The sequence below is a fragment of the Tessaracoccus luoxuelianae genome (assembly GCF_055326245.1).
The window spans coordinates 538985-563336 of record NZ_JBUZNO010000001.1; the positions used below are offsets into that span (position 1 = coordinate 538985).

Sequence of the window (24352 nt, forward strand, 5' to 3'; positions counted from 1 at the left end):
AGTGCTGGGCGGTACTCTACCCCACGCGTTCCACGGAGGCCGCATCGTGCCTCGTCGCCGCTGGCAGGATGGGCGTCATGGCACAGCGCAGAATCCTCATCACGGGCGCCACAGGCGGCATCGGAGCACTCCTGGCACGCCGGTTGCGCGACGAGTACGACCTCGTCCTCCAGGGGCGTCACCCCGACGATGACGACCCGGACACCATCCGCATCGCGGACCTCACGGACTACGACGACACCCTCGCCCTCATGGAGGGGGTGGACACCGTCGTCCACATGGCGGGCGCGGCATCGCCCGAGTCGACGTGGGACGCCGTGCTGAGCGCCAACATCGTGGGCCTGCGCAACGCGCTGGAGGCCGCCCGCGAGGCGGGGGTGCGGCGCTTCGTCTTCGCCTCCTCCAATCACGCGATGGGGATGTACGACCGCGACGAGCAGTGGCCGGTGTATCCGCACATGCTCCCCCGCCCGGATTCGCTCTACGGGGTGTCAAAGGTGTTCGGCGAGGCGCTCGGCCGGTTCTACCACGACCAGCACGGCATGGACTTCATCGCGTTGAGGATCGGCTGGAGCTCAAAGACCACCCACGACACCGACCTCGACCTGCTGCGGGCGATGTGGCTGAGCGAGGACGACACCGTCGAGGTGGTGCGCTGCGCCATCGAGGCGGAGGTGCGGTTCGGGCTCTACTACGCCGTCTCGGACAACCCCAATCGTCGTTGGGACCTCACCAACACCATGCTGGAGCTCGGCTACCGGCCGAAGGACTCGTGGACCGACCATTCCGAGGCCGAGGAGGACACCGCGGAACCCACGCCGGACTCCTGGCCCGAGGGCTCCTGAGCCTGCCGGGCGGCGCCCTTCCCTCCACAGCACGAGGTCGGCGCGGCTGACACGTTCTCCACAGGCCGCACGTGACCTGGGAAAGCGGTGGGGTTCTCACCAAGAGTGGTGCGAACCCGACCGCAACCAGGAAGCCCCTGATCATGAGACCACGCCCCGCCATCGCCCTGCTCATCACCGTGATACTGACCCTCCTCGTCGCGCCCGCTCCCGCCGACGCCCGGCCCCAGGACGGCCCGCTGGCCGGCGCCGGGCACACGGTGTCGATGCCTCGCACCGGGCGGGACTGGTACGGCGCCTACCGGATGGGCCCGGTCACCGCGTACTGCGCGGACCTGATGTCCGCACCGCCCAGGCGCGCCACGGACTGGGAGGAGGCTCCCGCGGGGACGCCACTGGTCAAGCAGTCGGGTCTGGCCGACGACGGCGCACTCCTGCACGGCAACGGCACCGCGACACTCTCCGAGGCTGAGAGGGCGGACCTCGCCTGGGTCCTCACGCACACCGGGCAGAGTCCCTCAGCCGACACCGGCGCCGCCGTCGAGCACTTCGTCCGCGTGCGGACGGTCGACGGGGCGCAGCAGCGGGCCCGCGAGTCCGCCCGATGGGCGGCCGTGGTCGCCGCGCAGCCGTCGACGGGGACGGAGTTCGAGCGCCTCACCCGCGCGGCGGCCAGATTCGCGGGGCCCTACACGGCCCGGCTCGAGTGGGTCTCCCGCCCCACCCTGGCGGCGCCCTCAGGCCAGCTTCGCGCCTCGGTGACCTCGAGGGCGGGCATCGCCGTGCCAGGGGTCACGCTCTCGGTCGCGCCAACGGGGGCCTCCACCGTCGAGTCGGCGCCCTCCACGACGGGGACCTCCGGCGTGGCCGACATCCGCGTGACGATGGCGCGCCCAGGATCCGAGCCCTCGGTCGGCAATGTGTCAGTCAGCTTCGCTGGGCTGGCGGGATCGGCACCCCGGGTCTTCGTGCCCGCCGAGCGGACTGTCCAGCGGCTGCTCGCGGCGCCCAGCCCTGAATCGGTCGTCGCCACCGTGGAGGCCTCGCTCGCCCCCCACTTCACCCCCGCCGTCACCACGCGCACCCGGGACGTGGTGGCCGTGGCCGGCGAGCCGGCGGTGGATCTGGTGACCGTGGCCGGCGGCAGGCCAGGAGCGCGCTTCTCCGGCACCACCACCCTCTACGGTCCCTTCGCCTCCCTCGAGGACCTCGCTGCCGCATCCGCGGCCGACACCCAGCCCGTGGGCGAGGCGGTCTTCTCCGGACGCTACGGCCCCGACGGTTCGGCCGAGGCCGCGTCCACCTCGCTGAGGTTCCCCGGCCCCGGGTACTACCACTGGGTGGAGGCCCTTGCGCCGGCTGAGTTCGTCACTCCCCCGGCCGCGCCCAGCTGGCCCCAGCTGCCCGAGACAAGCCTGGTGCTCGCCCCCATGATCACCACCCGCCTGAGCCCGCACGGCACGGCTCGTGCCGGGGTCGAGGCCTCTGACGCACTGAGCCTCGACGGCGTGCCCGGGGTGGCGGTGCCCGATTCGACGGAGCTGGCTGTGAGCGCCTCAGGACGCATCATCGGGCCCGTCAGTCCGCGGCAGGCCGACGGCGGGCCCACCTGCGAGGGCGTGGACTGGTCCGGGGGAGCAACCGTCGGGCGCTATGACGACGTGTTGCTGCCTGGATCGGGCGCCGGCTTCGGGGCCACGGGGCTGGCCCGGACCCGGCTGGCCCTGCCGGGGTGCTACTCGGCTGAGGCTACCGTCACCATCGAGCACCCCAGCCGTGCCCCCATCATCGCGCGCCACGAGCTGGGCCACCCTTCCCAGACCGTGTTGATCACCGAGGAACCACGGCCATCCCCCTCCCCCACGCCCACCCCGACTCAGGCTCCGACACCGACGCAAAAGCCCAGCAAGGCGCCCGCGCCTGAACTCGCCCGTCCCGGTCTCCCCTCCACCGGCCGGTAGCCAGGCCAGTCGCCGGACATGCAGAAGGCCCGCTCCCCAAGAGGGGGTGCGGGCCTTCTGCTGGTGAGTCTGCCTTACTTGGCGCGCTCGATGATCTCGACCAGGCGCCAGCGCTTCTGCGCGGACAGCGGACGGGTCTCCATGACGCGAACGCGGTCGCCGATGCCGGCCGAGTTCTCCTCGTCGTGCGCCTTGAGGCGGGACGACTTGGTCATGACCTTGCCGTACAGCGGGTGCTTGACGCGGTCCTCGACGAGGACCACGATCGTCTTGTCCATCTTGTCGGACACGACAACGCCCTGCAGCACCTTGCGGGCGCCGCGCTGTTCAGTGGTGGTGGTGTCTTCGCTCATATTCACTTCTCCTCAACAACCGGCTCGTCGACGATGCCGAGGTTGCGCTCCTGCAGCACGGTGTAGATGCGTGCAATGTCCTTACGGACGTTGCGCATGCGGCTGCTCGACTCCAGCTGGCCGGTGGCAGCCTGGAAACGAAGGCCGAACAGTTCCTCCTTCAGCTCAACGACCTTGGCGTTGAGCTGATCACGCGACAGACCACGAAGATCGTGTGCGGCGAGAGAGTTACTCATCAGATATCACCTGCTTCGCGCTTGATGAAGCGTGCCTTGAAGGGCAGCTTGTGGATGGCCAGACGCATGGCCTCGCGGGCCACGTCCTCTGGGACGCCGGACAGCTCGAACAGCACGCGTCCGGGCTTGATGTTGGCGATCCACCACTCGGGGGAACCCTTGCCGGAACCCATGCGGGTCTCGGCCGGCTTCTTGGTCAGGGGGCGGTCCGGATACACGTTGATCCAGACCTTGCCGCCACGCTTGATGTGACGGGTCATGGCGATACGAGCGGCCTCGATCTGACGGTTGGTCAGGTACGAGGACTCGAGCGCCTGGATGCCGTACTCACCGAAGGCGAGCTTGGTGCCGCCCTTGGCCGCACCGTCACGCGTGGGGTGGTGCTGCTTACGGAACTTCACGCGACGAGGAATCAGCATGATCAGGCTCCTGCGTTCTCGGTTGCGGGCGCAGCCGGGGCCTCGGCCTGGGCTGCGTCGGCGCGACGGCGACCGCCGCGCTCGGGACGGTCCCCACGAGCCTCGCCGCGGGCGGGACGACGGCCCGGACGCTGCTGACGGCCACCGGGGGCGTTGTTACGGGCGGCCTTCTGGGCAGCGCGCTCGGCGCGGGTGCCGGTGACGTCGCCCTTGTAGATCCACACCTTGACGCCGATCCGGCCGAACGTGGTGCGGGCCTCGAAGAAGCCGTAGTCGATGTCGGCGCGCAGCGTGTGCAGCGGCACACGGCCTTCGCGGTAACCCTCGGAGCGCGACATTTCGGCGCCACCGAGACGACCCGAGCACTTGATCTTGATGCCCACGGCGCCGGAACGCATGGCCGTCTGCTGGGCCTTGCGCATGGCGCGACGGAAGGCGACACGGGCGCCGAGCTGCTCGGCGACTCCCTGAGCCACGAGCTGCGCATCGATCTCGGGGTTCTTGACCTCGAGGATGTTCAGCTGCACCTGCTTGCCGGTCAGCTTCTCCAGCTCGGCGCGGACGCGCTCCGCCTCGGCGCCGTTGCGGCCGATGACGATGCCCGGACGTGCGGCGTGGAGGAAGATGGTCACCCGCTCCGAGCGACGCTCGATCTCGATCGACGAAACGCCGGCGCGCTCAAGAGTCTTGGTCAGGTACTGGCGGATCTTGACGTCCTCGCCGACGAACTCCGAGTACTGCTTGTCGCTGTACCAGCGGGAGTTGTGATCGGTGGTGATGCCGAGGCGGAAGCCAATCGGGTTGATCTTTTGGCCCATAATCAGGCTCCCTTCGTCTCGCGGGGTTCGACGACCACTGTGATGTGGGCGCCGCGCTTGAGGATGCGGCTGGCCGACCCCTTCGCACGGGGCCGGATTCGACGCAGCGTCACGCCCTCGTCGACGAACGCCTTGGAGATGTACAGGTCGCCGGAGCGCAGGGCCTCGGCCGACTCCGCGTTGGCCACGGCCGAGGCCACAACCTTGTACACGGGCTCGGACGCGGCCTGCGGGGCGAACTTCAGGGCGACAAGGGCGTCCTTGACGTCCATGCCGCGGACCAGGTCGACGACTCGACGGACCTTGGTGGGGCTCATCCGGACGTGGCGCGCGATGGCGAACGAGCCAGGACGATCACCGAGCAGGTTCTCGCGACGACGGCTGTTGCCGTTTTCGTTGCTCATAGTTGATTCAGTTCCTTATCTCGCGCCTCAGCGGCGACGGGCCTTTTTGTCGTCCTTCACGTGACCCTTGAAGGTGCGCGTGGGAGCGAACTCGCCCAACTTGTGACCGATCATCGACTCGGTGACGAACACCGGGACGTGCTTGCGGCCGTCGTGCACTGCGATGGTGTGCCCCAGCATGTCGGGGATGATCATCGAGCGTCGCGACCAGGTCTTGATGACATTCTTGGTGCCCTTGTCGTTCTGAACGTCCACCTTCTTCTGCAGGTGGTCGTCGACGAAGGGGCCCTTCTTCAGGCTGCGTGGCATATTTCCTCAGGCTCCCTATCAGCGCTTCTTGCCGGTCTTGCGACGGCGGACGATGAGTCGACTGCTCGCCTTGTTCTTGTCACGGGTGCGTCCCTCGGGCTTGCCCCAGGGCGACACAGGGTGGCGGCCACCCGACGTGCGGCCCTCGCCACCACCGTGGGGGTGGTCGACGGGGTTCATCACGACGCCGCGGACGGTCGGGCGGATGCCCTTCCAGCGGTTGCGGCCGGCCTTGCCCCAGTTGATGTTGGACTGCTCGGCGTTGCCGACCGTGCCGATCGAGGCGCGACAGCGGACGTCGACCAGGCGCATTTCACCAGACGGCATGCGCAGCGTGGCGTACTTGCCCTCGCGGGCAACCAGCTGGATGGCCGCGCCGGCCGAACGGCCGAGCTTGGCTCCGCCGCCTGGGCGCATCTCCACCGCGTGCACCGTGGTGCCGACGGGGATCTGGCGCAGCTCGAGGTTGTTGCCCGGCTTGATGTCCGAGCCCTCGCCGGCGGTGACCACAGTGCCCTGAGCCAGGCCGTTCGGCGCGATGATGTAGCGCTTCTCGCCGTCGGCGTAGTGCAGCAGCGCGATGCGGGCGGTGCGGTTGGGGTCGTACTCGATGTGAGCGACCTTGGCCGGCACGCCGTCCTTGTCGTAGCGCTTGAAGTCGATGATGCGGTAGGCCTGCTTGTGGCCTCCACCGATGTGACGCGTCGTGATGCGCCCAGTGTTGTTGCGGCCACCGGTCTTCGACTTCGGCGCGAGCAGCGACTTCTCCGGCGTGGAGCGCGTGAGTTCAACGAAGTCGGACACGCTGGAGCCGCGACGGCCCGGCGTGGTCGGCTTGTACTTACGGATACCCATGAGTCTAAGTTCCTTCTCTCAGCGGCTCGCCGGTCAGTTGACCGGGCCTCCGAAGATGTCGATGCTCTGGCCCTCGGCCACGGTGACGATCGCACGCTTGGTGTCGACCTTCTTGCCGTACCCGTACTTGGTGCGGCGGCGCTTACCCGTGCGGTTGAGGGTGTTCACGGAGGTGACCTTGACATCGAAGATGGCCTCAATGGCGATCTTGATCTCGGTCTTGTTGGCGTCCGGGGAGACGATGAAGGTGTACTTGCCGTCATCGAGCAGGTTGTAGCTCTTCTCGCTCACCACGGGGCGCAGGATGACGTCGCGGTGATCGCGGATCTTCAGCGCAGTGGTCACTTGTCCTTCTCCTCAGTCTTCTTCTCGGCCTTGGGGGCCTCGACAGCGGTCTCCTCGGCGGCGGCCTCGGATTCGGTGGCGACGGCCTTGGCCGACTTGCCCACCGCGGGACCGGCCGAGAACGCGGCCAGTGCAGCCGAGGTGAAGACCACCTTGTCGTTGACCAGCACGTCGTAGGTGTTGAGCTGATCGACGGCGAGCGCGTGCACCGTGGGGACGTTGCGCAGGCTCAGCCAGGCCACGTCCTCGAAGCGGTCCAGCACGACCAGCACCTTGCTCAGATCCCCGGCCACGCTCGTCAATGCCTCGATGGCCGACTTGGTGGAGGGCTTCTCCCCCGCCACGATCTCGGAGATGACGAACACGCCGCCCTCGCGGGCCCGGTCCGACAGCGCGCCGCGCAGTGCGGCGGCGATCATCTTCTTGGGGGTGCGCTGCGAGTAGTCGCGCGGCTGCGGGCCGTGCACGACGCCGCCACCGGCCCACTGGGGGGCGCGGCGCGAACCCTGACGGGCGCGGCCGGTGCCCTTCTGGCGCCACGGCTTGATGCCACCGCCGCGGACTTCACCGCGGGTCTTGGTGGAGTGCGTGCCCTGACGGGCCGCGGCCAGCTGGGCCACGACAACCTGGTGGATCAGGGGAATGTTGGTCTGCGTGTCGAACAGATCGCCGGGAAGGTCGACCTTGCCGGCCTTCTTGCCCTTGGCGTCGACGACGTCAACTGTCAGATCGCTCATGCGACAACACCCTTCTTGGCTGCGCTGCGGACGACGACGAGCGACCCGTTGTTACCGGGGATGGCGCCGCGGACCAGCAGCAGACCACGCTCAGCGTCGACGGCGTGGATCTTGAGGTTCTGGATGGTGACCTTCTCGTTGCCCATCCGGCCGGCCATCTTGAGGCCCTTGAAGACCTTGCCGGGGGTGGAGCAGCCACCGATGGAGCCAGGCGAGCGGTGCTTGCGGTGCACACCGTGCGAGGCCTTGAGGCCGTGGAAGCCGTGGCGCTTCATGACGCCCGCGGTGCCCTTGCCCTTCGTGGTGCCGGTCACGTCGACGATCTCGCCGTCGGCGAAGACCTCCGCGGTCAGCTCCTGGCCCAAGGTGAACTCCGACGCATCAGCGGTGCGGAGCTCCACCAGCCGCTTGCGCGGGGTGACGTCCGCCTTGGCGAAGTGCCCGGCGGCCGGCTTGGTGACCTTCTTGGCCTTGATGGCACCGAAGCCGAGCTGCACGGCGGAGTAGCCGTCGGTCTCGGGGGTGCGCACCTGCGTGACGACGCAGGGTCCGGCCTGGATCACGGTCACAGGGACGATCTTGTTGTTCTCGTCCCACAACTGGGTCATGCCGAGCTTGGTGCCCAGGATGCCCTTCACGATTCGTTCACTCATCACTTCAGACCTCACGGGAGCTTGATCTCGATGTCAACACCGGCGGGCAGATCGAGGCGCATCAGCGAATCGACGGTCTTCGGCGTCGGGTCGAGGATGTCGATGAGGCGCTTGTGCGTGCGCATCTCGAAGTGCTCGCGGCTGTCCTTGTACTTGTGGGGCGAACGGATGACGCAGTACACGTTCTTCTCCGTCGGCAGCGGCACCGGGCCGGCCACCTTCGCGCCCGTGCGGGTCACAGTGTCGACGATCTTGCGCGCCGAGCTGTCGATGACCTCATGGTCATAGGCCCGCAGCCTGATGCGGATCTTTTGTCCAGCCACGTCGTTCCTTACTTCTAGCCCTGTGGAAATTTCACGTTCCTTTGAGGGTATAAACCCTTGTCACTCCAACCCCCGAGGTCGGGAGTGTCGCGCCCTCAGCCGCAAGGTAAGACAACCCTTCCGGTGAAGGAAGGCCACATCTCGCGCTTGGGCGTCTGCTCGACCTCACTCGCGGGGCATGGCGCCAAGGACGCCGACCCCATCGCGGAGCAACCGGACCATTCTGGCATGCCTGGGGCGAGGCGCCAAATCGCGGGGTCCCTCAGCAGGGAGGGTCAGTACACCACGAGCCCCCGGCCGCGGAACAGCGCCCGCGCCTCCTCAACTATCTCCGGCGACGGCGCCCGCGTGTCCGCGAGGGAGTACTCCAGTCCGGCCTCCGCCCACTTCTGCCGGCCCATCTGGTGGAACGGGAGCACCTCGACACGCCCGACCGCGGGGAGTGAGGCAGCATACTCGGCGATCGGCGCGATGGTGGCGGGATCGTCGGTCAGGCCGGGGACCAGGACGAACCGGATCCACGTCTCGATGCCGAGCCCTGACAACCGTCGGCCGAACTCCAGCGTGGGGGCAAGGGACCGCCCCGTCACCCGCCGGTAGGTGGCCTCGTCCCCCGCTTTGACGTCCAACAGCACCAGATCCACGTCGGCCAGCAGCTCGTCGGTGGCGTGCCGGCCGAGGAACCCGGAGGTGTCCAGGGCTGTGTGGACGCCCATCTCCTTGGCGCCCCTCAGAACCCGCGCCGCGAACGCCGGCTGCTGGAGCACCTCGCCGCCGGAGAGGGTGATCCCGCCGCCCGTGGCGCGGAAGACGCCCCGGTAGCGCCGGATCCGGGCCAGCAGGTCCTCGGCCCGCACTGGAACCCCGCGCGAGGCCGCCATCGTGTCCGGGTTGTGGCAGTAGAGGCAGCGCAGCGGACACCCCGCGAGGAAGGTCGTCATCCGCGTGCCCGGACCGTCGACGGCGGTGACCAGCTCCCAGGAGTGCAGCGAGCCCACCTCGCCGGCGCGCTGCGCGGCCAGGAGCTCCGAACGGCCCAGCGCCTCCGCCGTCGGGATTCCCCCGAGCATGGAGGCGTGACGCGCCGCGGGCGCCGCCGGGGAGGCCACAGCCACCTAGAGGGCCTCGTGGAAGGTCCGCGAGAGCACGTCGAGCTGCTGCTCGCGGGTCAGCTTGACGAAGTTGACCGCATACCCCGAGACGCGGATGGTGAGCTGCGGATAGTTCTCCGGGTGCTCCATGGCGTCGAGGAGAGTCTCGCGGTTCAGGACGTTGATGTTGGCGTGGTACAGCCCCTCCTCCATGCCCGCGTCGAGGATGCCGACCAGGTTGGCGACGCGCTCACCCTCGGTGCGGCCGAGCGCCTGGGGCGTGATGGTGTTGGTCAGCGAGATGCCGTCCAGTGCGTCGTCGTAGGCGAGCTTGCCGACGCTCATCATGGAGGCGAGCATCCCGTGGGTGTCGGCCCCGTTCTCCGGGTTGGCACCGGGCGCGAAGGGCGTGCCGGCGGCGTGGCCGCAGGGGAAGGCACCGGTGGCCTTGCCGTAGACGACGTTGGAGGTGATGGTCAGCACCGACTGGGTGGGCACTGCGTCCCGGTAGAGCCGGATGGCGCGGATCTTGTCCATGACCGTGGAGACCACGAGTTGGGCGAGCTCGTCGGCGCGGTCGTCGTCGTTGCCGTACCTCGGGAAGTCCCCCTCGGTGAGGTAGTCGATCACCAGGCCCGTGTCGTCGCGCACCGGGGTGACGGAGGCGTACCGGATGGCCGCGAGCGAGTCGGCCACGATGGACAGTCCGGCAATGCCGCAGCCCAGCGTGCGCACGATCTCGTCGTCGTGCAGCGCCATCTCGATGGCCTCGTAGGCGTACTTGTCGTGGCAGTAGTGGATGATGTTGAGCGCCTCGACGTAGGTCTCGACGGCCCAGGTGAGCATCTCGTCGTAGCGCGCCCAGACGGTCTCGAAGTCCAGCGGCTGGTCACCGGTGATGGGCGCATAGCCGTCCACCACGGTCTTGCCGGTCATCTCGTCCCGGCCGCCGTTGATGGCGTACAGGAACGCCTTGGCGGTGTTGAGCCGGGCGCCGAAGAACTGCATCTGCTTGCCGATGGCCATGGGCGAGACGCAGCACGCGATGGCGGTGTCGTCGCCCCAGTGGCACCGGATCTCCCGATCCGACTCGTACTGGAGCGCGGAGGTCTCGATCGAGATGAGCGAGCAGAACTCCTTGTACCCGGCCGGCAGCGCCGCATCCCAGTAGACGGTGATGTTCGGCTCCGGGGCGGGGCCGAGGTTGCGCAGCGTCTGCAGCAGCCGGAACGACGTCTTCGTCACCAGGGTGCGGCCGTCGTCGGCGAACCCGCCGTCGGACCAGGTAGCCCAGTAGGGGTCCCCGGAGAAGATCTGGTCGTAGTCCTTCGTGCGGAGGAACCGGACGATGCGCAGCTTGGTGACCAGCGCGTCGATGACCTCCTGCACGCCCTCCTCGGTGAGGAGGCCGGCTGCGAGGTCGCGTTCGGCGTAGACGTCGAAGAAGCCGGAGAGCCGGCCGATGCTCATCGCGGCGCCGTCCTGGCTCTTCACCGAGGCGAGGTAGGCGAGGTAGGTCCACTGCACGGATTCGACGAAGGTCGCGGCGGGGCGCCGGAGATCGAAGCCATAGCTGTCGCCCAGGTTCTTCAGCTTCTGGAGCGCCTTGATCTGCTCGGCGTGCTCCTCGCGGTAACGGGCCCAGTTCTCGGAGAACGGCTGGCCGGCCACTGCGTCGAGGTCGACCTTCTTCTGCTCGATGAGGCGGTCCACCCCGTACAGTGCCACCCTTCGGTAGTCGCCGATGATCCGCCCGCGACCGTAGGCGTCCGGCAGGCCGGTGATGAGGTGCGCGCTGCGCGCCTTGCGGATCCGGGGGGTGTAGATGTCGAAGACGGCCTCGTTGTGGGTCTTGCGGTACCGGGTGAAGATCTCCTTGACCCGCTGGTCGGGCTCCAGCCCGGCCTCGCGGATGGCCGTCTCCACCATCCGCCAGCCGCCGGCGGGCATCATGGGGCGCTTCAGCGGCGTGTCGGTCTGCAGCCCGACGATGACATCGTCGTCGCCGCAGATGTAGCCCGCGGGGAAGGCGTCCACGTCGCCGGGGATGTGGGTCTCGACGTCATAGACGCGACGGGCGCGCTCCACGCTGAGGAAGTCCCGCTGCAGGGTCTCCCAGACGCGCAGCGTCTTCTCCGTGGGTCCGGTGAGGAAGGCGGCGTCACCGGTGTACGGGGTGAAGTTGCTCAGGATGAAGCTGCGCACATCGATGCTGTGCTGCCACGGCCCCGGGCGGAAACCGCTCCAGGGGTCTTCTGCGGTGTCGGTGTTGCGGAGGGTGGCCGAGGCCGTCATGGTGCTCCCTGTGAGAAGGATCAAGAGTGTCTCTCACTGGCGAGCGACGTCGGCCGAGCACCGGGGCGGTTCCGTCCAGGAGCCGGCCACCGCGGTGTCGCCAACGATGGAATTGATACTACTCCTCGTAGGAACTCCGCCGGGGGCCGGCCCCACCTATCGCGGGCTACTCGGCGGCCCACCTCAATGACCACGCGGCGGCGCGGGGGCGCAGCATATACTCCGGCCGCACGTCGGGCCCGCAGGATCGGGAACCGAGCCCGTGCTGTTGGGCGTCGACGTACAGGTGCATGGCAGTGGGCTCCCCCAGTTCGTGCGGATGGCGGGCCGTCGTCACCTGGTGGGCGTCGTGGGCGCGCAGGGAGAAGCCGGGCAGCTCCCCTCCGGCCCGCTCGGCGTGGAGGGCGAGGCCCAGCTCGGGGAGGCTCAGCTCGCGCAGCTCCATCCGATGCCCGCTCTCCTGCGGGACGGCGTAGTTCACCACCAGATCCTCGATCATCGACCGGAATCGCCCCACGTGGGCGGCGGTCGAGGAGTCCACATAGTTTTCGTGCGGGCCGGTGCCGAACCAGGCCGCGCGGGTGAGCCCGAGGGGAAGCTCGAAGTGGAGGCCGATCCGCGGCCACGTGCCCTCCCAGTCCTTCGTCGGCTCGGCTGAGGCATCAAGCCGGAGGTCGTCGCCGTCGAGAGACCAGATCAGCTCGACGGTGACCGCCTGCCTGGTGGCGGCGGGGGCGTAGCGATGCAGGACCGTGAGGCGGCCGGGACCAGGGGTGACCGACAGCACACGACGGTGCAGGCGGTCCAACCCTGCGTCTCGCCACTGCTCAAGCGACGACGGCGCGGGCGCGCCGACGCCACGCGAGGCGGTGGCCTCCACGTCCACGTAGGAGTTGAATCCCGCGAGCGAGTCGTTCTCAGTGGGGGCCCGCCACAGCTCCAGCCGCGGGCCGCGGACATCGCGGCCGGCGAGTTCCAGGAGGTCTCCGGTGCGCGCGTCGAAGGCGGCGGGGCCGAGGTTGTAGACGCCGCCGGAGGGCGTGGGCGTCTCGCCGGTCACCGGGTGTCGCGGGGCGGGCGGCGCCTCGGCGAGGAGTGACTGGACCCGGCTGACCACGTGGCCGGCCGGCGCCCATGGCCCGCCGTCGGCCATCACGGCCTCGACGGTGCGCCACAGCTCCCCGGCCTCGGGGGCGTGGAACGGCGGCAGCTCGACGCAGACCAGCTCCCCTGGGGCCACCGGCCGGATCTCCACCTCGCCCGAGGCGATCTCGAGGCCGTCCAGCTCGTCGCGCCACACGATGCGCAGATCGCTGGTGTCGCCGTCGTGGCGTCGGTTCTCCACCCCGAGCTCCTCGTCTGTGACGGTGAGCTTCACGGGGGTCACCACCGCGGCGTACTCGGCCAGCATCGTGGTGGGGGTCCCGTCGGAGAGCACCATGCCGTCGCAGACGAAGGAGCCGTCGTGGAGCTGCTCGCCGAAGTCGCCGCCGTAGCCGAAGTACTCCACGCCGTCGGGTGTGGTGGTGCGCAGCCCGTGGTCGCGCCACTCCCACACGAAGCCGCCGTGCCATTGGGGCAGCGCGTCGAAGCGCTCCTCGTACTCGGCCACCGCCCCGGCGCCGTTGCCCATGGCGTGCAGGTACTCGCACAGGATCATGGGGCGGCCCGCGAGCACGGCGCTGCGCCCCGCGGAGCCACGGAGGTTGCGGCCGGTGCCGGCGGACAGGTCCTCCATCTCCTCCACCGTGGCGTACATGCGCGAGACCATGTCGGTGTAGCGGCCCTCGAAGTCGGGCTCGTAGTGCACGGGGCGGTCGGGGTCACGGCGGTGCAGCCACGCGGCCATCGCGGCGGCGTTGGCCCCGGTGCCGGCCTCGTTGCCGAGCGACCACGCGACGATCGACGGGTGGTTCTTGTCGCGTTCGAACATCCGGATCACGCGGTCCACGAGCGCCTCGCGCCAGCGGGGATCGTCCGTGGGGTTGTCCACCCACCCGCCGCGCTCGAAGCCGTGGGTCTCGAGGTCGCACTCGTCGATCACCCACAGCCCCACCTCGTCGGTCAGCTCGAAGAACTCCGGGTGGGGCGGGTAGTGCGAGGTACGCACGGCGTTGATGTTGTGGCGCTTCATCAGGTGAAGCTGGGCGCGCACCCGGTCGCGATCGAAGACCCGGCCGTGGTCGGGGTCGTACTCGTGCCGGTTCACGCCGCGGATACGCAGCTTGCGGCCGTTGACGAGCCACTCGTGGCCCACGATCTCGATGCGCCGGAACCCCACTCGCAGGGTTCGCGTCTCCGCGGCGTTGCTCACCCGGGCGTCGTAGAGGCGGGGCCGGTCCGCGCTCCACGGGTCGACGACGCCCACCGGGATCGGCGCAACGTCTCCTGGGGCCTCGAAGGTGTGGGCCAGGCCGAGCTCGTCGAGACTGATCGTGACCGGGAACGCCGCGGCGTCGGCGCGCACCTCGGGCATCAGGGTGCCCTCGCCGGTCTCGGGATCGAAGTCCGCGCGCAGCCAGAGGTCGTCGATCCCGGCAGCGGGGCGGGCAAGGACGGTCACCGGCCGGAAGATGCCGGGCAGCCACCATTGGTCCTGGTCCTCCACGTAGCTGGCCGCCGACCACTGGTGGACGCGCACGTGGAGCACGTTGCGCCCGGGCCTGGCCTCGTCGGTGACGTCGAGCTCCTGGGCCAGCCGGCTCCCCCGCACCACGCCCACCAGGGAGCCGTTGAGGGACGCGATGGCAAGGGACTCCACGCCGTCGAAGCGCAGGAACACCCGGTCCCCGAAGCCGTCGGGCAGGTCGAACTCGACGCGGTAATCGCCGGTGGGGTTGTCGTCGGGGACGTGCGGGGGCTCCACGGGGAAGGGGAAGTTGACGTTGGTGTAGGCAGGTCTGCCCCAGTCGCCGCGACCTGGAAGGACCCAATGGCTCGGCACGTCGATCTGGTCCCAGCCGGAGTCGTCGAGGTCGACGGCGGCGGCACCGTCGGGCGCCAGGTCGGGCCGGGCGGAGTACCGGAAGCGCCACGTGCCGCTCAGGTCGATCTCGGCGGCGTCCGAGGCCACCCGCGACCTCGGCTGCACCCGTCGCCCCGACCCCGGCGCGAACGACTCGATCTCCGACACTGCTCTGCCCTCCATGGCTCGTCCAGACTCCCCCTCACCCTATCCAGCGCCCCCTCCCCGTGCACGACACGCCGTCGCATCCCTACCCCGGCGCCCTCCCGGTACCCGAGGCCCCACTCAGACGGCGAGTCGTGCCCGGCGCAGGGGCGACGGGTAGGCTGCGCGCAACGACGATCGAAGGGGATCCGCCGTGTCTGAGCTTGCCGACATCACCCAATTCCTGGCCGCCCGCGAGCCGTGGTCCCTGCTCCCTCCCGGCCGCATCTCCGCCTTCGCGAAGCGCGCCGTCGGGCGCTACGTCCGCAGGGGCACGGTGATCCTCGCCGCCGGCTCCGCCCCCACCGCGATGTTCCTGGTCCGCTCGGGGGCCGTGGAGATCGTCGACGCCGGGGGCGACCTCATCGACCACGACGAGCAGGGCGCCTGCTTCGGGCAGCTGTCCATCATCGAGGAGCGGCCGTCCCGCTTCACGTTCACCGCGCTCGAGGACACGTTGCTGTGGTCGTTCGCCCCGGACGCGGTCCGGGAGCTGCTCGCGGTGCCGGAGGTGCGGCGTTACTTCACCGAGTCGCGGTTGAGCGATGCCACCCGCCAGGTCCCCGAGGGCGGCCCCGTCCTGCAGGTTCCCGTCTCCGAGATGATCACCCGCTCCCCCATCACCATCCAGGCGGACGCGACCGTCGGCGAGGCCGCCCAGGCGATGGACGAGGCGCGCGTCTCGGCCATCCTCGTCACTGAAGCTGACGCCCTGGTGGGCATCCTCACCGACCGGGACCTGCGCCGGGTGGTCGCGCGGGCCGTGGCACCCTCGTCGCCGCTGGCGGAGTCCATGTCCACCGCGCCGCACACGATCAGCCACGACGCCCTCGCCCTGGACGTCCTGCTGAACCTCGTGGAGCACAAGATCCACCACCTCCCGGTGATGGATGGCGACCGGGTCCTCGGCATGGTCACCTCAGGCGATCTGATGCGGTTGGAGCGCTCGAGCCCGCTCTACGTGGTCGGGGACCTGGCGCGGCAGTCGGACCCTGCCTCGCTGGCGCGCGTCATGGGGAGGGTACCGAAGCTGGTGGGTCGCCTCCTGCGCCAGGACGCCACCGCCGAGGACATCACCCGGATCGTGAGCCGGACCACGGAGGCGCTGTGGCAACGGCTGCTGGAGCTGGCCGAGGAGCAGCTCGGCGCCCCCCCGGTGCCCTACTGCTGGGTGGCGCTGGGCTCGCTGGCCCGCGGGGAACAGGCGCTCGCCTCGGACCAGGACCACGCCCTGATCCTCAGCGACGACTACGAGCCCGGCCACGCGCCCTACTTCGAGCAGCTGGCCGAATCGGTGACCTCCGCCCTCGTCGAGTGCGGCTTTCCCCGCTGCAAGGGCGATGCCATGGCCACCAACCCGCAGTGGCGCAAACCGCTGGCGGCGTGGAGCCGCGAATTCGTCTCCTGGCTCGCGGCCCCCACGTCGGAGGCCGTCCTCAACTCCTCGATCTTCTTCGACATGCGCCCCGTCCACGGCGACCACACGCTGTACACGGCCCTCCAGCAGCGCATCCTGCGGACCGCGCCGTCCTCGACGCGGTTCCTCGGCCACCTGGCCAAGCACGCCAACGACGCCGAGGTGCCGATCGGGTTCCTCCGCGGCCTCGTCGTCGAGAAGAAGGGCCAGCACCGCGACCGTCTCGACATCAAGCTGGGCGGCATCAACCCCATCGTCGACGTGGCCCGCATCCACGCGCTGCACAAAGGGCTGCCGCAGGTCTCCACCCGGGGGCGGCTGCTGGCCGCGGCCGAGCACGGCGCCGAGGTGGACAACCTGCTCGACGCCTACGAGTTCCTCGGCTACACGCGCCTCCAGCACCAGGGGAGGCAGGTGGCCGCCGGCGAGGAGCCTGACAGCCACATCGATCCCGGGGACCTGTCGGACTTCGAGCGCCGCCACCTGCGCGACGCCTTCTCGATCGTCGGCAAGGCCCGATCTGCGCTCACCGTGACGTTCCAGACGCACTTCATCTCATGAGGTGGCCGTTCCGCCGCACCAACGCGGGGGCCGCGGACAAGGTGCCCGACGGCGCGCTGCGCCGCTACCTCAGCGCCGAGCCTGTGCCACGAAGCACCCCGATCTCCGAGCTGGCCCTGCTCGCCGTCGACTTCGAGACCACCGGCTTGACCCCGGCCGCCGACCACATTCTCTCGGTCGGGATGATCGACGTGACGGGGCTGAGTATCCCGCTCGGCACCGCCACCAACTTCTACGTCAACCCCGGTCACGAGGTGGGCCAGTCCGCCGTCATCCACCAGATCACCGACGACGAGCTCGCCGACGCCATCCCCAGCGCCGAGGCGCTGGACCGCGTGTTCGAACGCCTCACCGGCAGGGTGCTGCTGGCCCACCATGCCGCGATCGAGGTGGGGTTCCTGGCCGCCGCGGTGCGCCTCCTCTACGGCGTGAGCATCGAGCTGCCCGCCGTGGACACGATGGCGCTCGGGCATCGGGCACTGGGCTTCGACGAGGACCACCCCCGCGACGCGCTGAGGCTCTGGAAGCTCCGCTCACGCGCCGGGCTGCCGCACTACCGCGGCCACGATGCCGTGGTCGACGCCCTGGCCTGCGCGGAGCTGTACCTGGCCCTGGCCCAGGAGCTGGGAGTCAAGGACCTCGGCCAGCTCCTGCGCTTCTCCTGACCCCCGCCACTACACTCGCCCCACGTCCCTCGCGCGCCCCGGCCGCGGCGATCAAGGAGCTTCGATACCCGATGACCACCATCTGCTGGTTCAGGCGAGTACTTCGCGTCGAGGACCATCCGGCCCTCGTGGCCGCCGCCGCCGAGGGCAGCGTCGTGCCGCTCGTCATCCTCGATCCCGACGAGGCGGCCGCGCACCCCGCCTCCGCCGAACGACAGGCCTTGAGCCTGCCCGCGCTGGACGCCGAGCTCCGGCGCCACGGCAGCAGGCTCACGGTGCGGCGGGGGCGCCCCACGGACGTGTTGGCCTCGGTCATCCGCGACACTGATGCGGCATCGGTCCACACCACCGTCGGCTTTCCCTTCGCCGCCGACGACGGCCTCGACGACGCGGTCACCCGGGCCGGCGCGCGGCTGAGCCTCCATCCCTTGGCGGACCTGGTGCCGCGCGGCTCCGTGAGGACCGGCTCGGGCGGCACGTTCCGCGTGTACTCGCCCTTCTTCAAGGCGCTCAAGCAGCTGGACATCCGTCAACCCGTGGCGCCACCGGAGCTCCGGCCGCCCGACTCCTGGCCGTGGTCGGACCCGCTGGACTGGCCCGAGGCCCGGGCGGCGATGCGCCGCGGCTGGGACGTGGTGGCCGGCCACGTCGACGCCGGGGAGGCGGCCGCCGTGCAGCGCCTGGAGGACTTCCTGGACGCGGCCGTCGAGGACTACCAGGCGCACCGCGACGACCCGTGGCGCCCGGCCACCTCAGGCCTGTCCGATGCGCTGGCCGTCGGCGAGATCAGCGCGCGCACCATCTGGCACCGGTGTCTCCCGGCCTGGCACGAGGGACGACCCGGCGTGGAGGGCTTCCTCTCCGAGCTGGCCTGGCGCGAGTTCGCCCGCGACCTGTTCCACGAGTCCCCCACCCTCGGCGAGCGCTGCTGGCGCCCGGAGTGGGAGTCCTTCCCGTGGGACGGCGACGGGGAGGCGGCCGAGCTGTGGCGCCGCGGCCGCACCGGGGTGGCCATGGTCGACGCGGGGATGCGGGAGCTGTGGGCGACCGGCCGGATGCACAACCGGGTGCGGATGATCGCCGCCAGCTACCTGACCAAGCACCTTCTCGTCGACTGGCGCGTGGGGCTGGGCTGGTTCGAGCGGACGCTCACCGACTGGGACGCCGCCTCCAACGCGATGAACTGGCAGTGGGTGGCGGGCTGCGGGCCCGACGCGTCGCCCTACTTCCGGATCTTCAACCCCGACACGCAGGCCACCAAGTTCGACCCACGAGCCGCCTACCGCTCGCACTGGCTCGCCCCGGAGGCCGACGGCGCCCGAGACTTCGGCGCGGCCGCCCCACTGTCCTGGCACGTCGACCTCGCCGATCGACCCGAGCCCGTCATCTCGCTCGCCGACGGCCGAGCCCGCGCGCTCGCCGCCTACGAATCCCTCCGCGCGGGAAAAGCCGGCTGAACGCCCTGCCCGGCGTGTCGGGGCTTGGGTCACGGCGCACCCGGCGGCTAGAGTCACCGACCGTATGTCTTCCTCCGCCCTGGACCACCTGTCCCCCGCATTCCCGCAACGGGCGGCGTGGGGTACCGCGTCGTCGCTGCGGGCCTGGCAGGCCGCGGCGCTTGAGCAGTACGCGCGGGACCAGCCCCGCGACTTTCTCTGCGTGGCCACCCCCGGAGCAGGCAAGACCACGTTCGCGCTGAGGGTCGCGCTGACCCTGCTGTCGTCGCGGACGGTGCGCCGCATCGTCGTGGTGACCCCCACCGAGCACCTCAAGGTGCAGTGGGCGGACGCCGCCGCCAGGGTCGGGATCCAGCTGGACCCGGGGCTGGGTGGGTCGTCGCGGCGGGGCCGTGCGAAGGAGTACCACGGGTCGGCCGTCACGTACGCGGGGGTCGCGGCCCGCTCCTACGTCTACGAGGCGCTGTGCCATTCGAAGGAGACCCTGGTCATCTTCGACGAGATCCACCACGCGGGCGATTCCAAGAGCTGGGGCGAGTCGATCTCCTACGCGTTCACCCACGCCACCCGCCGGGTCGCGCTGACGGGCACCCCCTTCCGTTCGGACGACCACCCCATCCCGTTCGTCGCCTATGACGACATCGCCCCCGGCGTGCAGCAGTCGCGCGCCGACTACACCTACGGCTACACCGAGGCCCTGGCCGACCACGTCGTGCGGCCGGTGATGTTCATGAACTACGGCGGGCAGATGCGGTGGCGCACGAAGTCCGGCGACGAGCTGGGCGCCGACCTGGGCGTCCCGATGACCAAGGACCTCACCGCCCACGCCTGGCGCACCGCCCTGTCGCCCACCGGCGAATGGATCCCGGCGGTGGTGCGCGCGGCGGACAGGCGACTCAGCGAGGTCCGCCGCCACGTCCCCGACGCCGGGGGCCTCGTCATCGCCACCAACCAGACCACCGCGCGCGCCTACGCCCGGCTCCTACACGACCTCACGGGCAGCAAGCCCTGCGTCGTGCTCTCCGACGACGCCAAGGCCACGACCCGCATCGAGACGTTCGCCTCGTCCGACGAGCGGTGGATGGTGGCCGTGCGAATGGTCTCGGAGGGCGTCGACGTGCCCCGCCTGGCCGTCGGGGTCTACGCCACCGCAACCTCCACGCCGCTGTTCTTCACGCAGGCCGTCGGCCGGTTCGTGCGCAGCCGACGACGGGGCGAGGTGGCCACCGTCTTCCTCCCCACGGTCCCGGTGCTGCTCGCCCACGCCGCGACCCTCGAGCGGCAGCGCGATCACGTCCTCGGTAAGCCCAAGGGCGACGACGTCGACATCTGGGCCGAGACGGAGGCGCTGATCGAGCAGGCCAATCGCAGCGAGACGACCGCCGACGACCTGCTCGGCCAGTTCGAGGCGCTGGAATCCTCCGCGACCTTCGATCACGTCCTGTTCGACTCGCAGGCCTTCGGCATGCATGCCGAGCCCACCTCGGCCGACGAGCAGGACTACCTCGGCCTGCCCGGCCTGCTCGAGCCAAGCCAGGTCAGCGCCCTCCTCGCCGACCGGCAGCGTCGGCAGCTCCGGCGGCGTGAACGCGACGACCGGAAGGCCGAGCCCGAGGTGGCTCTGCACCGGGCGATCGCCTCGAAGCGCAAGGAGCTGAACTCGCTGGTGGCGCAGTTCGCGCGGCACAAGGGCGTTCCGCACAGCCACGTGCACGCGGACCTCCGTCGAGAGTGCGGCGGGCCGCCGCTGGCGCAGGCCTCGCAGGCGGAGGTGGACCAGCGGGTCAGCACCATCCGGGCCTGGCTGCGCGGCTGACCGTTCCTGGCGGCTCCGAACCGGCGGCTAGCCTGGGGCCATGACCGAGCACACTGAACACTCAGCAGGCGGCGTCTACTCCGTCAAGGGACGCGAGTTCACCCGCGACTCCCGCTACATCGAGACCCGCATCGTCGCCGATCCGCGTCCGGGCACCGACGACTACCCCGTCGAGCCTGGGCGCTACAGGCTGGTCGCGGCCTACGCGTGCCCGTGGGCCAACCGCGCCATCATCGTCCGCGAGCTCCTGGGCCTGCAGGACGTGATCTCGCTGGGCACCCCAGGCCCCACGCACGACTCCGACTCCTGGACCTTCGACCTCGATCCCGGTGAGGTGGACCCTGTGCTCGGGATCCCCCGCCTGAAGGACGCCTACGAGAGGCGCTTCCCCGGCTACCCCCGTGGCATCACGGTCCCCGCCATCGTCGACGTGCCCACCGGGATGGTGGTGACCAACAACTTCCCCCAGATCACCGAGGACCTGTTCTTCGAGTGGCGGTCCTTCCACAAGCCCGATGCGCCGGACCTCTGGCCCGAGGGCCTGCGGGGCGAGATGGATGAGGTGATGCAGCGCGTCTTCACGGAGGTCAACAACGGCGTCTACCGGTGTGGCTTCGCCGGGTCCCAGGAGGCCTACGACGCGGCCTACGACCGGCTGTGGACGGCGATGGACTGGCTGGAGGAACGGCTGGCGGACAGGCGCTACCTGATGGGGGACTCGATCACCGAGGCCGACGTGCGCCTGTTCACGACGCTGGTGCGCTTCGATCCCGTCTACCACGGCCACTTCAAGTGCAACCGCTCCAAGCTCTCGGAGCTGCCGAACCTGTGGGGGTACGCCCGCGACCTCTTCCAGACGCCGGGCTTCGGCACCAACGTGGACTTCGAGCAGATCAAGCGGCACTACTACGTTGTGCACACGGACCTCAACCCGCTCAGCATCGTGCCCAAGGGACCCGACCTGTCCGGGTGGACCACCCGTCACGGTCGCGGCTGACCCGGCACGCACGACGGCGGGGCGCCCCTGGGTGGAGCGCCCCGCCGTCGTTGTCCGCGGTCAGGATTCAGGCTGTGCCGCGTCGGTCTCGACGCTGCCCTCGATCTGATTCATCTTCGCGGAGTGCTGTACCTCGATCTTGCGGGGCTTGGCGGTCTCGGCGACGGGGATGGTGAGGGTCAGGACGCCGTCGGAGTACGAGGCGCTGATCTTGTCCACCGCGAGCCCGCGGCCGAGCGTCAGCTGGCGGGCGAAGGTGCCGACGGCGCGCTCACGGGTCAGCCACTGGGCGCCCTCGTCCTGGGCGGGCGAGGTGCGCTCGGCGCGGACGGTGACGGTGGCGCCGTCCATGTCGATGTCGATGCTGGCGGGGTCCACACCGGGCAGGTCGATGTGCGCGACGAACTCGTCGCCGGTGCGGTAGAGATCCATGGGCATCGCGACTGAGGCCGGGGTGCGGGTGACGTCGCCGAGGAGGCGGTCGATGTCGCGGAAGGGGTCGAAGCCAGGCATTGTGCGTTCCTTTCTGGGGTCAAATGGGTGCCGGACTTGGTTTCAAGTTGAGTGTACCTCGCTCAATTCGGGAGTCAAGCGAAGATTGAGTGGCCCTCGCTCAACCTCAACGACCGAAGGTGCTGGGCCTAGGATGCCGCCATGACGACGCCGCTGCCCGCATGGACGCTGATGTCCCGGGAGGCCCCGGTTGGGTCGCTCACGAACCACACCGTCTCCCTCGTCGGCGACACTCCGGATGCGATCTACGTCATCCGGGTCACCGACGCGTCACGCAAGCGCGATGCAGCGAAGGACACAGTCACGATCGACTACGCCCCACTGGGGTCAGCGGAAAGGCCGGCCCGGGCGACGGTCCCCTCTTGGCGGCGCCTGGACGACTTCGCCGACGAGGAGTTCGATCTCCGGGTCACCCGGGTCGTCGTTGTCCCCGGCAGCGCGCTGAGCGCTAGGAGACCTGGGTCACCGCGCGCATTCGGCCGCGGGCTCCTCGCGCTGGTGATCCTCGGCACCCTGGCAGGTATTGCTCTCGCCGTGGTCACACGCTCATGGTGGCTCCTTCCAGCGACGCTGCTGCCGCTGTTCGGCCTGGTCGCGCTCCTGGCTCATCTCAGGAAACGACGTGTCGCTGCCGTGCCTTCAGATGAGGACAGGCAGGAAGCGCTGGCCCGCGAAGAGATCCGCGCTCGTCTCACCCCTGCGATGACACCCGGACCTGCCGGTCCGGCGATGGACCCAGCACACGAACGGATCGCTTCGATCAAGGATGACTTCGGGCGCTTGGCCGGCGACATCGTCTACCGGATCGAGAGCTCAGCACTGTTCGACGCCTCGGTACCGACAACTCACCAGTTTCAGCTCGAACTGTTGCGGTGGGACGACGACTCAGCCCGCCTCGGGCCCGAGGGACGCAATCGGCTGTCCTTCGAGGTCGCCCTCGCCTTTCGGAACGCCCGGGAGAACGCGGAGCGGGTGGGGCTTGCCCACCTTCCCACCACAGCCCGCCCAGGGGCCGAGCGGGCGATCAAGGTCGCCCGCCTCGCGACGAGCGCCACCACTCCGGGCGAACGACAGGCCGCCGCGAGCCAGCTGGGCGACCTGTTGGACGACCTGGCGCTGCACTATCTCCCCAAGCCCGTTGACGTCCCTCGCATGTTGGCCCTCCACAGGACGGAACTAGAGGCAACCCATGACTGAGGCGATTCGGCCGCTGAGCCGGATGGAGCAGTTGGCCGGCCGCACCATCGTGGTCTCTTCTGCATTCCTCATCGGCCCCGTCACCCCATTTGTGCTGCAGGCCCGCCTCACCGGCGATCGGATCACCGTGAAGTACTCCGCGATCCGAGGCGACGTCTCGCCCCGTACTGTCACTGTGCCACTCCGTCGTCGGTTGGAGGACTTCGTACGCCAGTACTGCAACATCGCCATCGTCGGCCGCATCACCGTCGTTAGGGGGGTGCGGTGGCACGGCGCGACGGAGAGCGCGGTACGCAGTGCACTGGAGGAGAGCCCCCCGTTCGGCCGGGCTTCGCTCCGCTTGCCGCAGGGCATGACCTTCGAGGATCTGTACCCCGGACTCCGGGAGCTTCCGAGGCAGTCTTCGGCCGTCACCTACGTCCTGGGGACACTCGCCGAACCGTCGGACCCCACTGCCTCCCGGGATCGGGTGGACGAGATCAAGGCCGATTACGGGGAGCTCCTCACCGATGTGGTCTACCGCATCGAGAGCTCCGCCCTCTTCGACAGCAGCGTCCCCCTGACCAAGGAGTTCACCCTGCTCCTGATGCAGTGGGACGACGAACACAGGCGCCTGGACGGGCAGGCCCTCGACGCTCTGTCACGCCGCATCAGCATCGCCTTCGACACGGCGCGGGCTCATGCCGAGACCGTCGGGCTCAACCATCTCCCCCTCACCGCCCGTCGCCCCGCACGGCGCGCGGTCAAGGCCGCTCGGCTTGCGACGGAGGCGGTCACCGAGGGAGAGCGGGTTGCGGCTCGGACGCAGCTGGCCAAACTGCTCGAGGGTTTGAGGCTCCACTACCTGCCCTCGCCGAGCGAGGCTCCCCTGATGGTCGGCGGCTCCCGCCCGGCGCTTATCGGCCCCGGGCACTGA

24 protein-coding genes are annotated in these 24352 nt (G+C 69.7%); 9 read left to right on the forward strand and 15 right to left on the reverse strand.

Going from position 1 to position 24352, the window contains the following annotated elements; genetic code table 11:
* Positions 1–77 precede the first annotated feature (77 nt).
* Positions 78–845, forward strand: a complete 768-nt coding sequence (locus ACZK39_RS02460) for an NAD-dependent epimerase/dehydratase family protein (RefSeq protein WP_182782380.1) — start codon at positions 78–80, stop codon at positions 843–845.
* Positions 846–988: 143 nt separating this feature from the next.
* Positions 989–2806 carry a DUF5585 domain-containing protein gene (locus tag ACZK39_RS02465; protein WP_463612400.1) on the forward strand — a complete coding sequence of 606 codons (1818 nt, stop codon included), beginning with the start codon at positions 989–991 and terminating at the stop codon, positions 2804–2806.
* A 74-nt stretch (positions 2807–2880) separates the two neighbouring features.
* Here the strand turns inward: ACZK39_RS02465 and rpsQ are convergent, their stop codons facing one another.
* From rpsQ to ACZK39_RS02535, 14 genes are all read right to left on the reverse strand, one after another.
* The gene (rpsQ, locus tag ACZK39_RS02470; protein ID WP_182782378.1) at positions 2881–3159 is read right to left on the reverse strand and encodes a 30S ribosomal protein S17; all 279 of its coding nucleotides are present in this window, start codon (positions 3157–3159) and stop codon (positions 2881–2883) included.
* 2 nt (positions 3160–3161) lie between these two features.
* Positions 3162–3395, reverse strand: a complete 234-nt coding sequence (gene rpmC, locus ACZK39_RS02475; protein ID WP_182782377.1) for a 50S ribosomal protein L29 — start codon at positions 3393–3395, stop codon at positions 3162–3164.
* Positions 3395–3814, reverse strand: a complete 420-nt coding sequence (rplP, locus tag ACZK39_RS02480; protein ID WP_182782376.1) for a 50S ribosomal protein L16 — start codon at positions 3812–3814, stop codon at positions 3395–3397. The genes rpmC and rplP overlap by 1 nt, the downstream gene beginning before the upstream one ends.
* Before the next feature lie 2 nt (positions 3815–3816).
* Positions 3817–4632: a 30S ribosomal protein S3 gene (rpsC, locus tag ACZK39_RS02485; RefSeq protein ID WP_182782375.1), complete on the reverse strand. Its 816-nt coding sequence runs from the start codon at positions 4630–4632 to the stop codon at positions 3817–3819.
* Positions 4633–4634: 2 nt separating this feature from the next.
* On the reverse strand, positions 4635–5036 hold the full coding sequence (rplV, locus tag ACZK39_RS02490; protein WP_182782374.1) for a 50S ribosomal protein L22: 402 nt from the start codon (positions 5034–5036) through the stop codon (positions 4635–4637).
* A gap of 27 nt (positions 5037–5063) precedes the next feature.
* Positions 5064–5345 (reverse strand): 30S ribosomal protein S19, encoded by a 282-nt coding sequence (gene rpsS, locus ACZK39_RS02495; protein WP_182782373.1) that lies wholly within the window; start codon positions 5343–5345, stop codon positions 5064–5066.
* A gap of 18 nt (positions 5346–5363) precedes the next feature.
* Positions 5364–6200, reverse strand: coding sequence for a 50S ribosomal protein L2 (rplB, locus tag ACZK39_RS02500; protein ID WP_182782372.1), 837 nt, complete (start codon positions 6198–6200; stop codon positions 5364–5366).
* Positions 6201–6233: 33 nt separating this feature from the next.
* Positions 6234–6545 carry a 50S ribosomal protein L23 gene (rplW, locus tag ACZK39_RS02505; RefSeq protein WP_370585710.1) on the reverse strand — a complete coding sequence of 104 codons (312 nt, stop codon included), beginning with the start codon at positions 6543–6545 and terminating at the stop codon, positions 6234–6236.
* Positions 6542–7282, reverse strand: a complete 741-nt coding sequence (gene rplD, locus ACZK39_RS02510) for a 50S ribosomal protein L4 (RefSeq protein WP_182782371.1) — start codon at positions 7280–7282, stop codon at positions 6542–6544. The genes rplW and rplD overlap by 4 nt, the downstream gene beginning before the upstream one ends.
* Positions 7279–7938 carry a 50S ribosomal protein L3 gene (gene rplC / locus ACZK39_RS02515; RefSeq protein ID WP_370585709.1) on the reverse strand — a complete coding sequence of 220 codons (660 nt, stop codon included), beginning with the start codon at positions 7936–7938 and terminating at the stop codon, positions 7279–7281. The genes rplD and rplC overlap by 4 nt, the downstream gene beginning before the upstream one ends.
* Positions 7939–7946: 8 nt before the next feature.
* The gene (gene rpsJ, locus ACZK39_RS02520; RefSeq protein ID WP_040284687.1) at positions 7947–8258 is read right to left on the reverse strand and encodes a 30S ribosomal protein S10; all 312 of its coding nucleotides are present in this window, start codon (positions 8256–8258) and stop codon (positions 7947–7949) included.
* Positions 8259–8533: 275 nt separating this feature from the next.
* Entirely contained in the window at positions 8534–9373 is an 840-nt protein-coding gene (gene pflA / locus ACZK39_RS02525) for a pyruvate formate-lyase-activating protein (RefSeq protein WP_463612401.1), read from the reverse strand.
* Positions 9374–11644, reverse strand: a complete 2271-nt coding sequence (pflB, locus tag ACZK39_RS02530; protein WP_463612402.1) for a formate C-acetyltransferase — start codon at positions 11642–11644, stop codon at positions 9374–9376.
* A gap of 166 nt (positions 11645–11810) precedes the next feature.
* A complete protein-coding gene (locus tag ACZK39_RS02535) occupies positions 11811–14792 on the reverse strand; it encodes a glycoside hydrolase family 2 TIM barrel-domain containing protein (RefSeq protein ID WP_463612403.1) in 2982 nt (993 codons plus the stop codon).
* Between the two features lie 175 nt (positions 14793–14967).
* On the opposite strand from ACZK39_RS02535, the gene ACZK39_RS02540 reads away from it, so the two are divergent.
* The 5 genes from ACZK39_RS02540 (at position 14968) to ACZK39_RS02560 (ending at position 21726) form a co-directional block, all read left to right on the forward strand.
* Complete coding sequence (locus tag ACZK39_RS02540; protein ID WP_463612404.1) at positions 14968–16791, forward strand: DUF294 nucleotidyltransferase-like domain-containing protein; 1824 nt, start codon at positions 14968–14970, stop codon at positions 16789–16791.
* Positions 16788–17456, forward strand: a complete 669-nt coding sequence (locus ACZK39_RS02545; protein ID WP_182782367.1) for an exonuclease domain-containing protein — start codon at positions 16788–16790, stop codon at positions 17454–17456. The genes ACZK39_RS02540 and ACZK39_RS02545 overlap by 4 nt, the downstream gene beginning before the upstream one ends.
* 71 nt (positions 17457–17527) lie before the next feature.
* Positions 17528–18913 (forward strand): cryptochrome/photolyase family protein, encoded by a 1386-nt coding sequence (locus ACZK39_RS02550; protein WP_463612405.1) that lies wholly within the window; start codon positions 17528–17530, stop codon positions 18911–18913.
* Between the two features lie 64 nt (positions 18914–18977).
* Positions 18978–20729 carry a DEAD/DEAH box helicase gene (locus ACZK39_RS02555; RefSeq protein WP_463612406.1) on the forward strand — a complete coding sequence of 584 codons (1752 nt, stop codon included), beginning with the start codon at positions 18978–18980 and terminating at the stop codon, positions 20727–20729.
* A gap of 40 nt (positions 20730–20769) precedes the next feature.
* Positions 20770–21726 carry a glutathione S-transferase family protein gene (locus ACZK39_RS02560; RefSeq protein ID WP_182782364.1) on the forward strand — a complete coding sequence of 319 codons (957 nt, stop codon included), beginning with the start codon at positions 20770–20772 and terminating at the stop codon, positions 21724–21726.
* Between the two features lie 60 nt (positions 21727–21786).
* On the opposite strand, the gene ACZK39_RS02565 is transcribed toward ACZK39_RS02560, so the two are convergent.
* A complete protein-coding gene (locus ACZK39_RS02565; RefSeq protein ID WP_182782363.1) occupies positions 21787–22239 on the reverse strand; it encodes an Hsp20/alpha crystallin family protein in 453 nt (150 codons plus the stop codon).
* Positions 22240–22380: 141 nt separating this feature from the next.
* On the opposite strand from ACZK39_RS02565, the gene ACZK39_RS02570 reads away from it, so the two are divergent.
* A complete protein-coding gene (locus ACZK39_RS02570) occupies positions 22381–23436 on the forward strand; it encodes a hypothetical protein (protein ID WP_459056375.1) in 1056 nt (351 codons plus the stop codon).
* Positions 23429–24352, forward strand: coding sequence for a hypothetical protein (locus tag ACZK39_RS02575; protein WP_459056374.1), 924 nt, complete (start codon positions 23429–23431; stop codon positions 24350–24352). Before ACZK39_RS02570 ends, ACZK39_RS02575 begins: the two co-directional genes overlap by 8 nt.

Excerpts from the sequence above, each read along its gene's own strand:
- ACZK39_RS02555 (WP_463612406.1), top strand. The coding sequence starts at position 18,978 with ATGTCTTCCTCCGCCCTGGACCACCTGTCCCCCGCATTCCCGCAACGG.
- ACZK39_RS02570 (WP_459056375.1), top strand. The coding sequence starts at position 22,381 with ATGACGACGCCGCTGCCCGCATGGACGCTGATGTCCCGGGAGGCCCCG.
- rpsC (WP_182782375.1), bottom strand. The coding sequence starts at position 4,632 with ATGGGCCAAAAGATCAACCCGATTGGCTTCCGCCTCGGCATCACCACC.
- ACZK39_RS02550 (WP_463612405.1), top strand. The coding sequence starts at position 17,528 with ATGACCACCATCTGCTGGTTCAGGCGAGTACTTCGCGTCGAGGACCAT.
- ACZK39_RS02560 (WP_182782364.1), top strand. The coding sequence starts at position 20,770 with ATGACCGAGCACACTGAACACTCAGCAGGCGGCGTCTACTCCGTCAAG.
- ACZK39_RS02535 (WP_463612403.1), bottom strand. The coding sequence starts at position 14,792 with ATGGAGGGCAGAGCAGTGTCGGAGATCGAGTCGTTCGCGCCGGGGTCG.
- ACZK39_RS02460 (WP_182782380.1), top strand. The coding sequence starts at position 78 with ATGGCACAGCGCAGAATCCTCATCACGGGCGCCACAGGCGGCATCGGA.
- ACZK39_RS02575 (WP_459056374.1), top strand. The coding sequence starts at position 23,429 with ATGACTGAGGCGATTCGGCCGCTGAGCCGGATGGAGCAGTTGGCCGGC.
- rplP (WP_182782376.1), bottom strand. The coding sequence starts at position 3,814 with ATGCTGATTCCTCGTCGCGTGAAGTTCCGTAAGCAGCACCACCCCACG.
- rplV (WP_182782374.1), bottom strand. The coding sequence starts at position 5,036 with ATGAGCAACGAAAACGGCAACAGCCGTCGTCGCGAGAACCTGCTCGGT.
- rpmC (WP_182782377.1), bottom strand. The coding sequence starts at position 3,395 with ATGAGTAACTCTCTCGCCGCACACGATCTTCGTGGTCTGTCGCGTGAT.
- rpsS (WP_182782373.1), bottom strand. The coding sequence starts at position 5,345 with ATGCCACGCAGCCTGAAGAAGGGCCCCTTCGTCGACGACCACCTGCAG.
- rplD (WP_182782371.1), bottom strand. The coding sequence starts at position 7,282 with ATGAGCGATCTGACAGTTGACGTCGTCGACGCCAAGGGCAAGAAGGCC.
- ACZK39_RS02545 (WP_182782367.1), top strand. The coding sequence starts at position 16,788 with ATGAGGTGGCCGTTCCGCCGCACCAACGCGGGGGCCGCGGACAAGGTG.
- rpsQ (WP_182782378.1), bottom strand. The coding sequence starts at position 3,159 with ATGAGCGAAGACACCACCACCACTGAACAGCGCGGCGCCCGCAAGGTG.
- rplB (WP_182782372.1), bottom strand. The coding sequence starts at position 6,200 with ATGGGTATCCGTAAGTACAAGCCGACCACGCCGGGCCGTCGCGGCTCC.
- ACZK39_RS02465 (WP_463612400.1), top strand. The coding sequence starts at position 989 with ATGAGACCACGCCCCGCCATCGCCCTGCTCATCACCGTGATACTGACC.
- pflB (WP_463612402.1), bottom strand. The coding sequence starts at position 11,644 with ATGACGGCCTCGGCCACCCTCCGCAACACCGACACCGCAGAAGACCCC.
- ACZK39_RS02565 (WP_182782363.1), bottom strand. The coding sequence starts at position 22,239 with ATGCCTGGCTTCGACCCCTTCCGCGACATCGACCGCCTCCTCGGCGAC.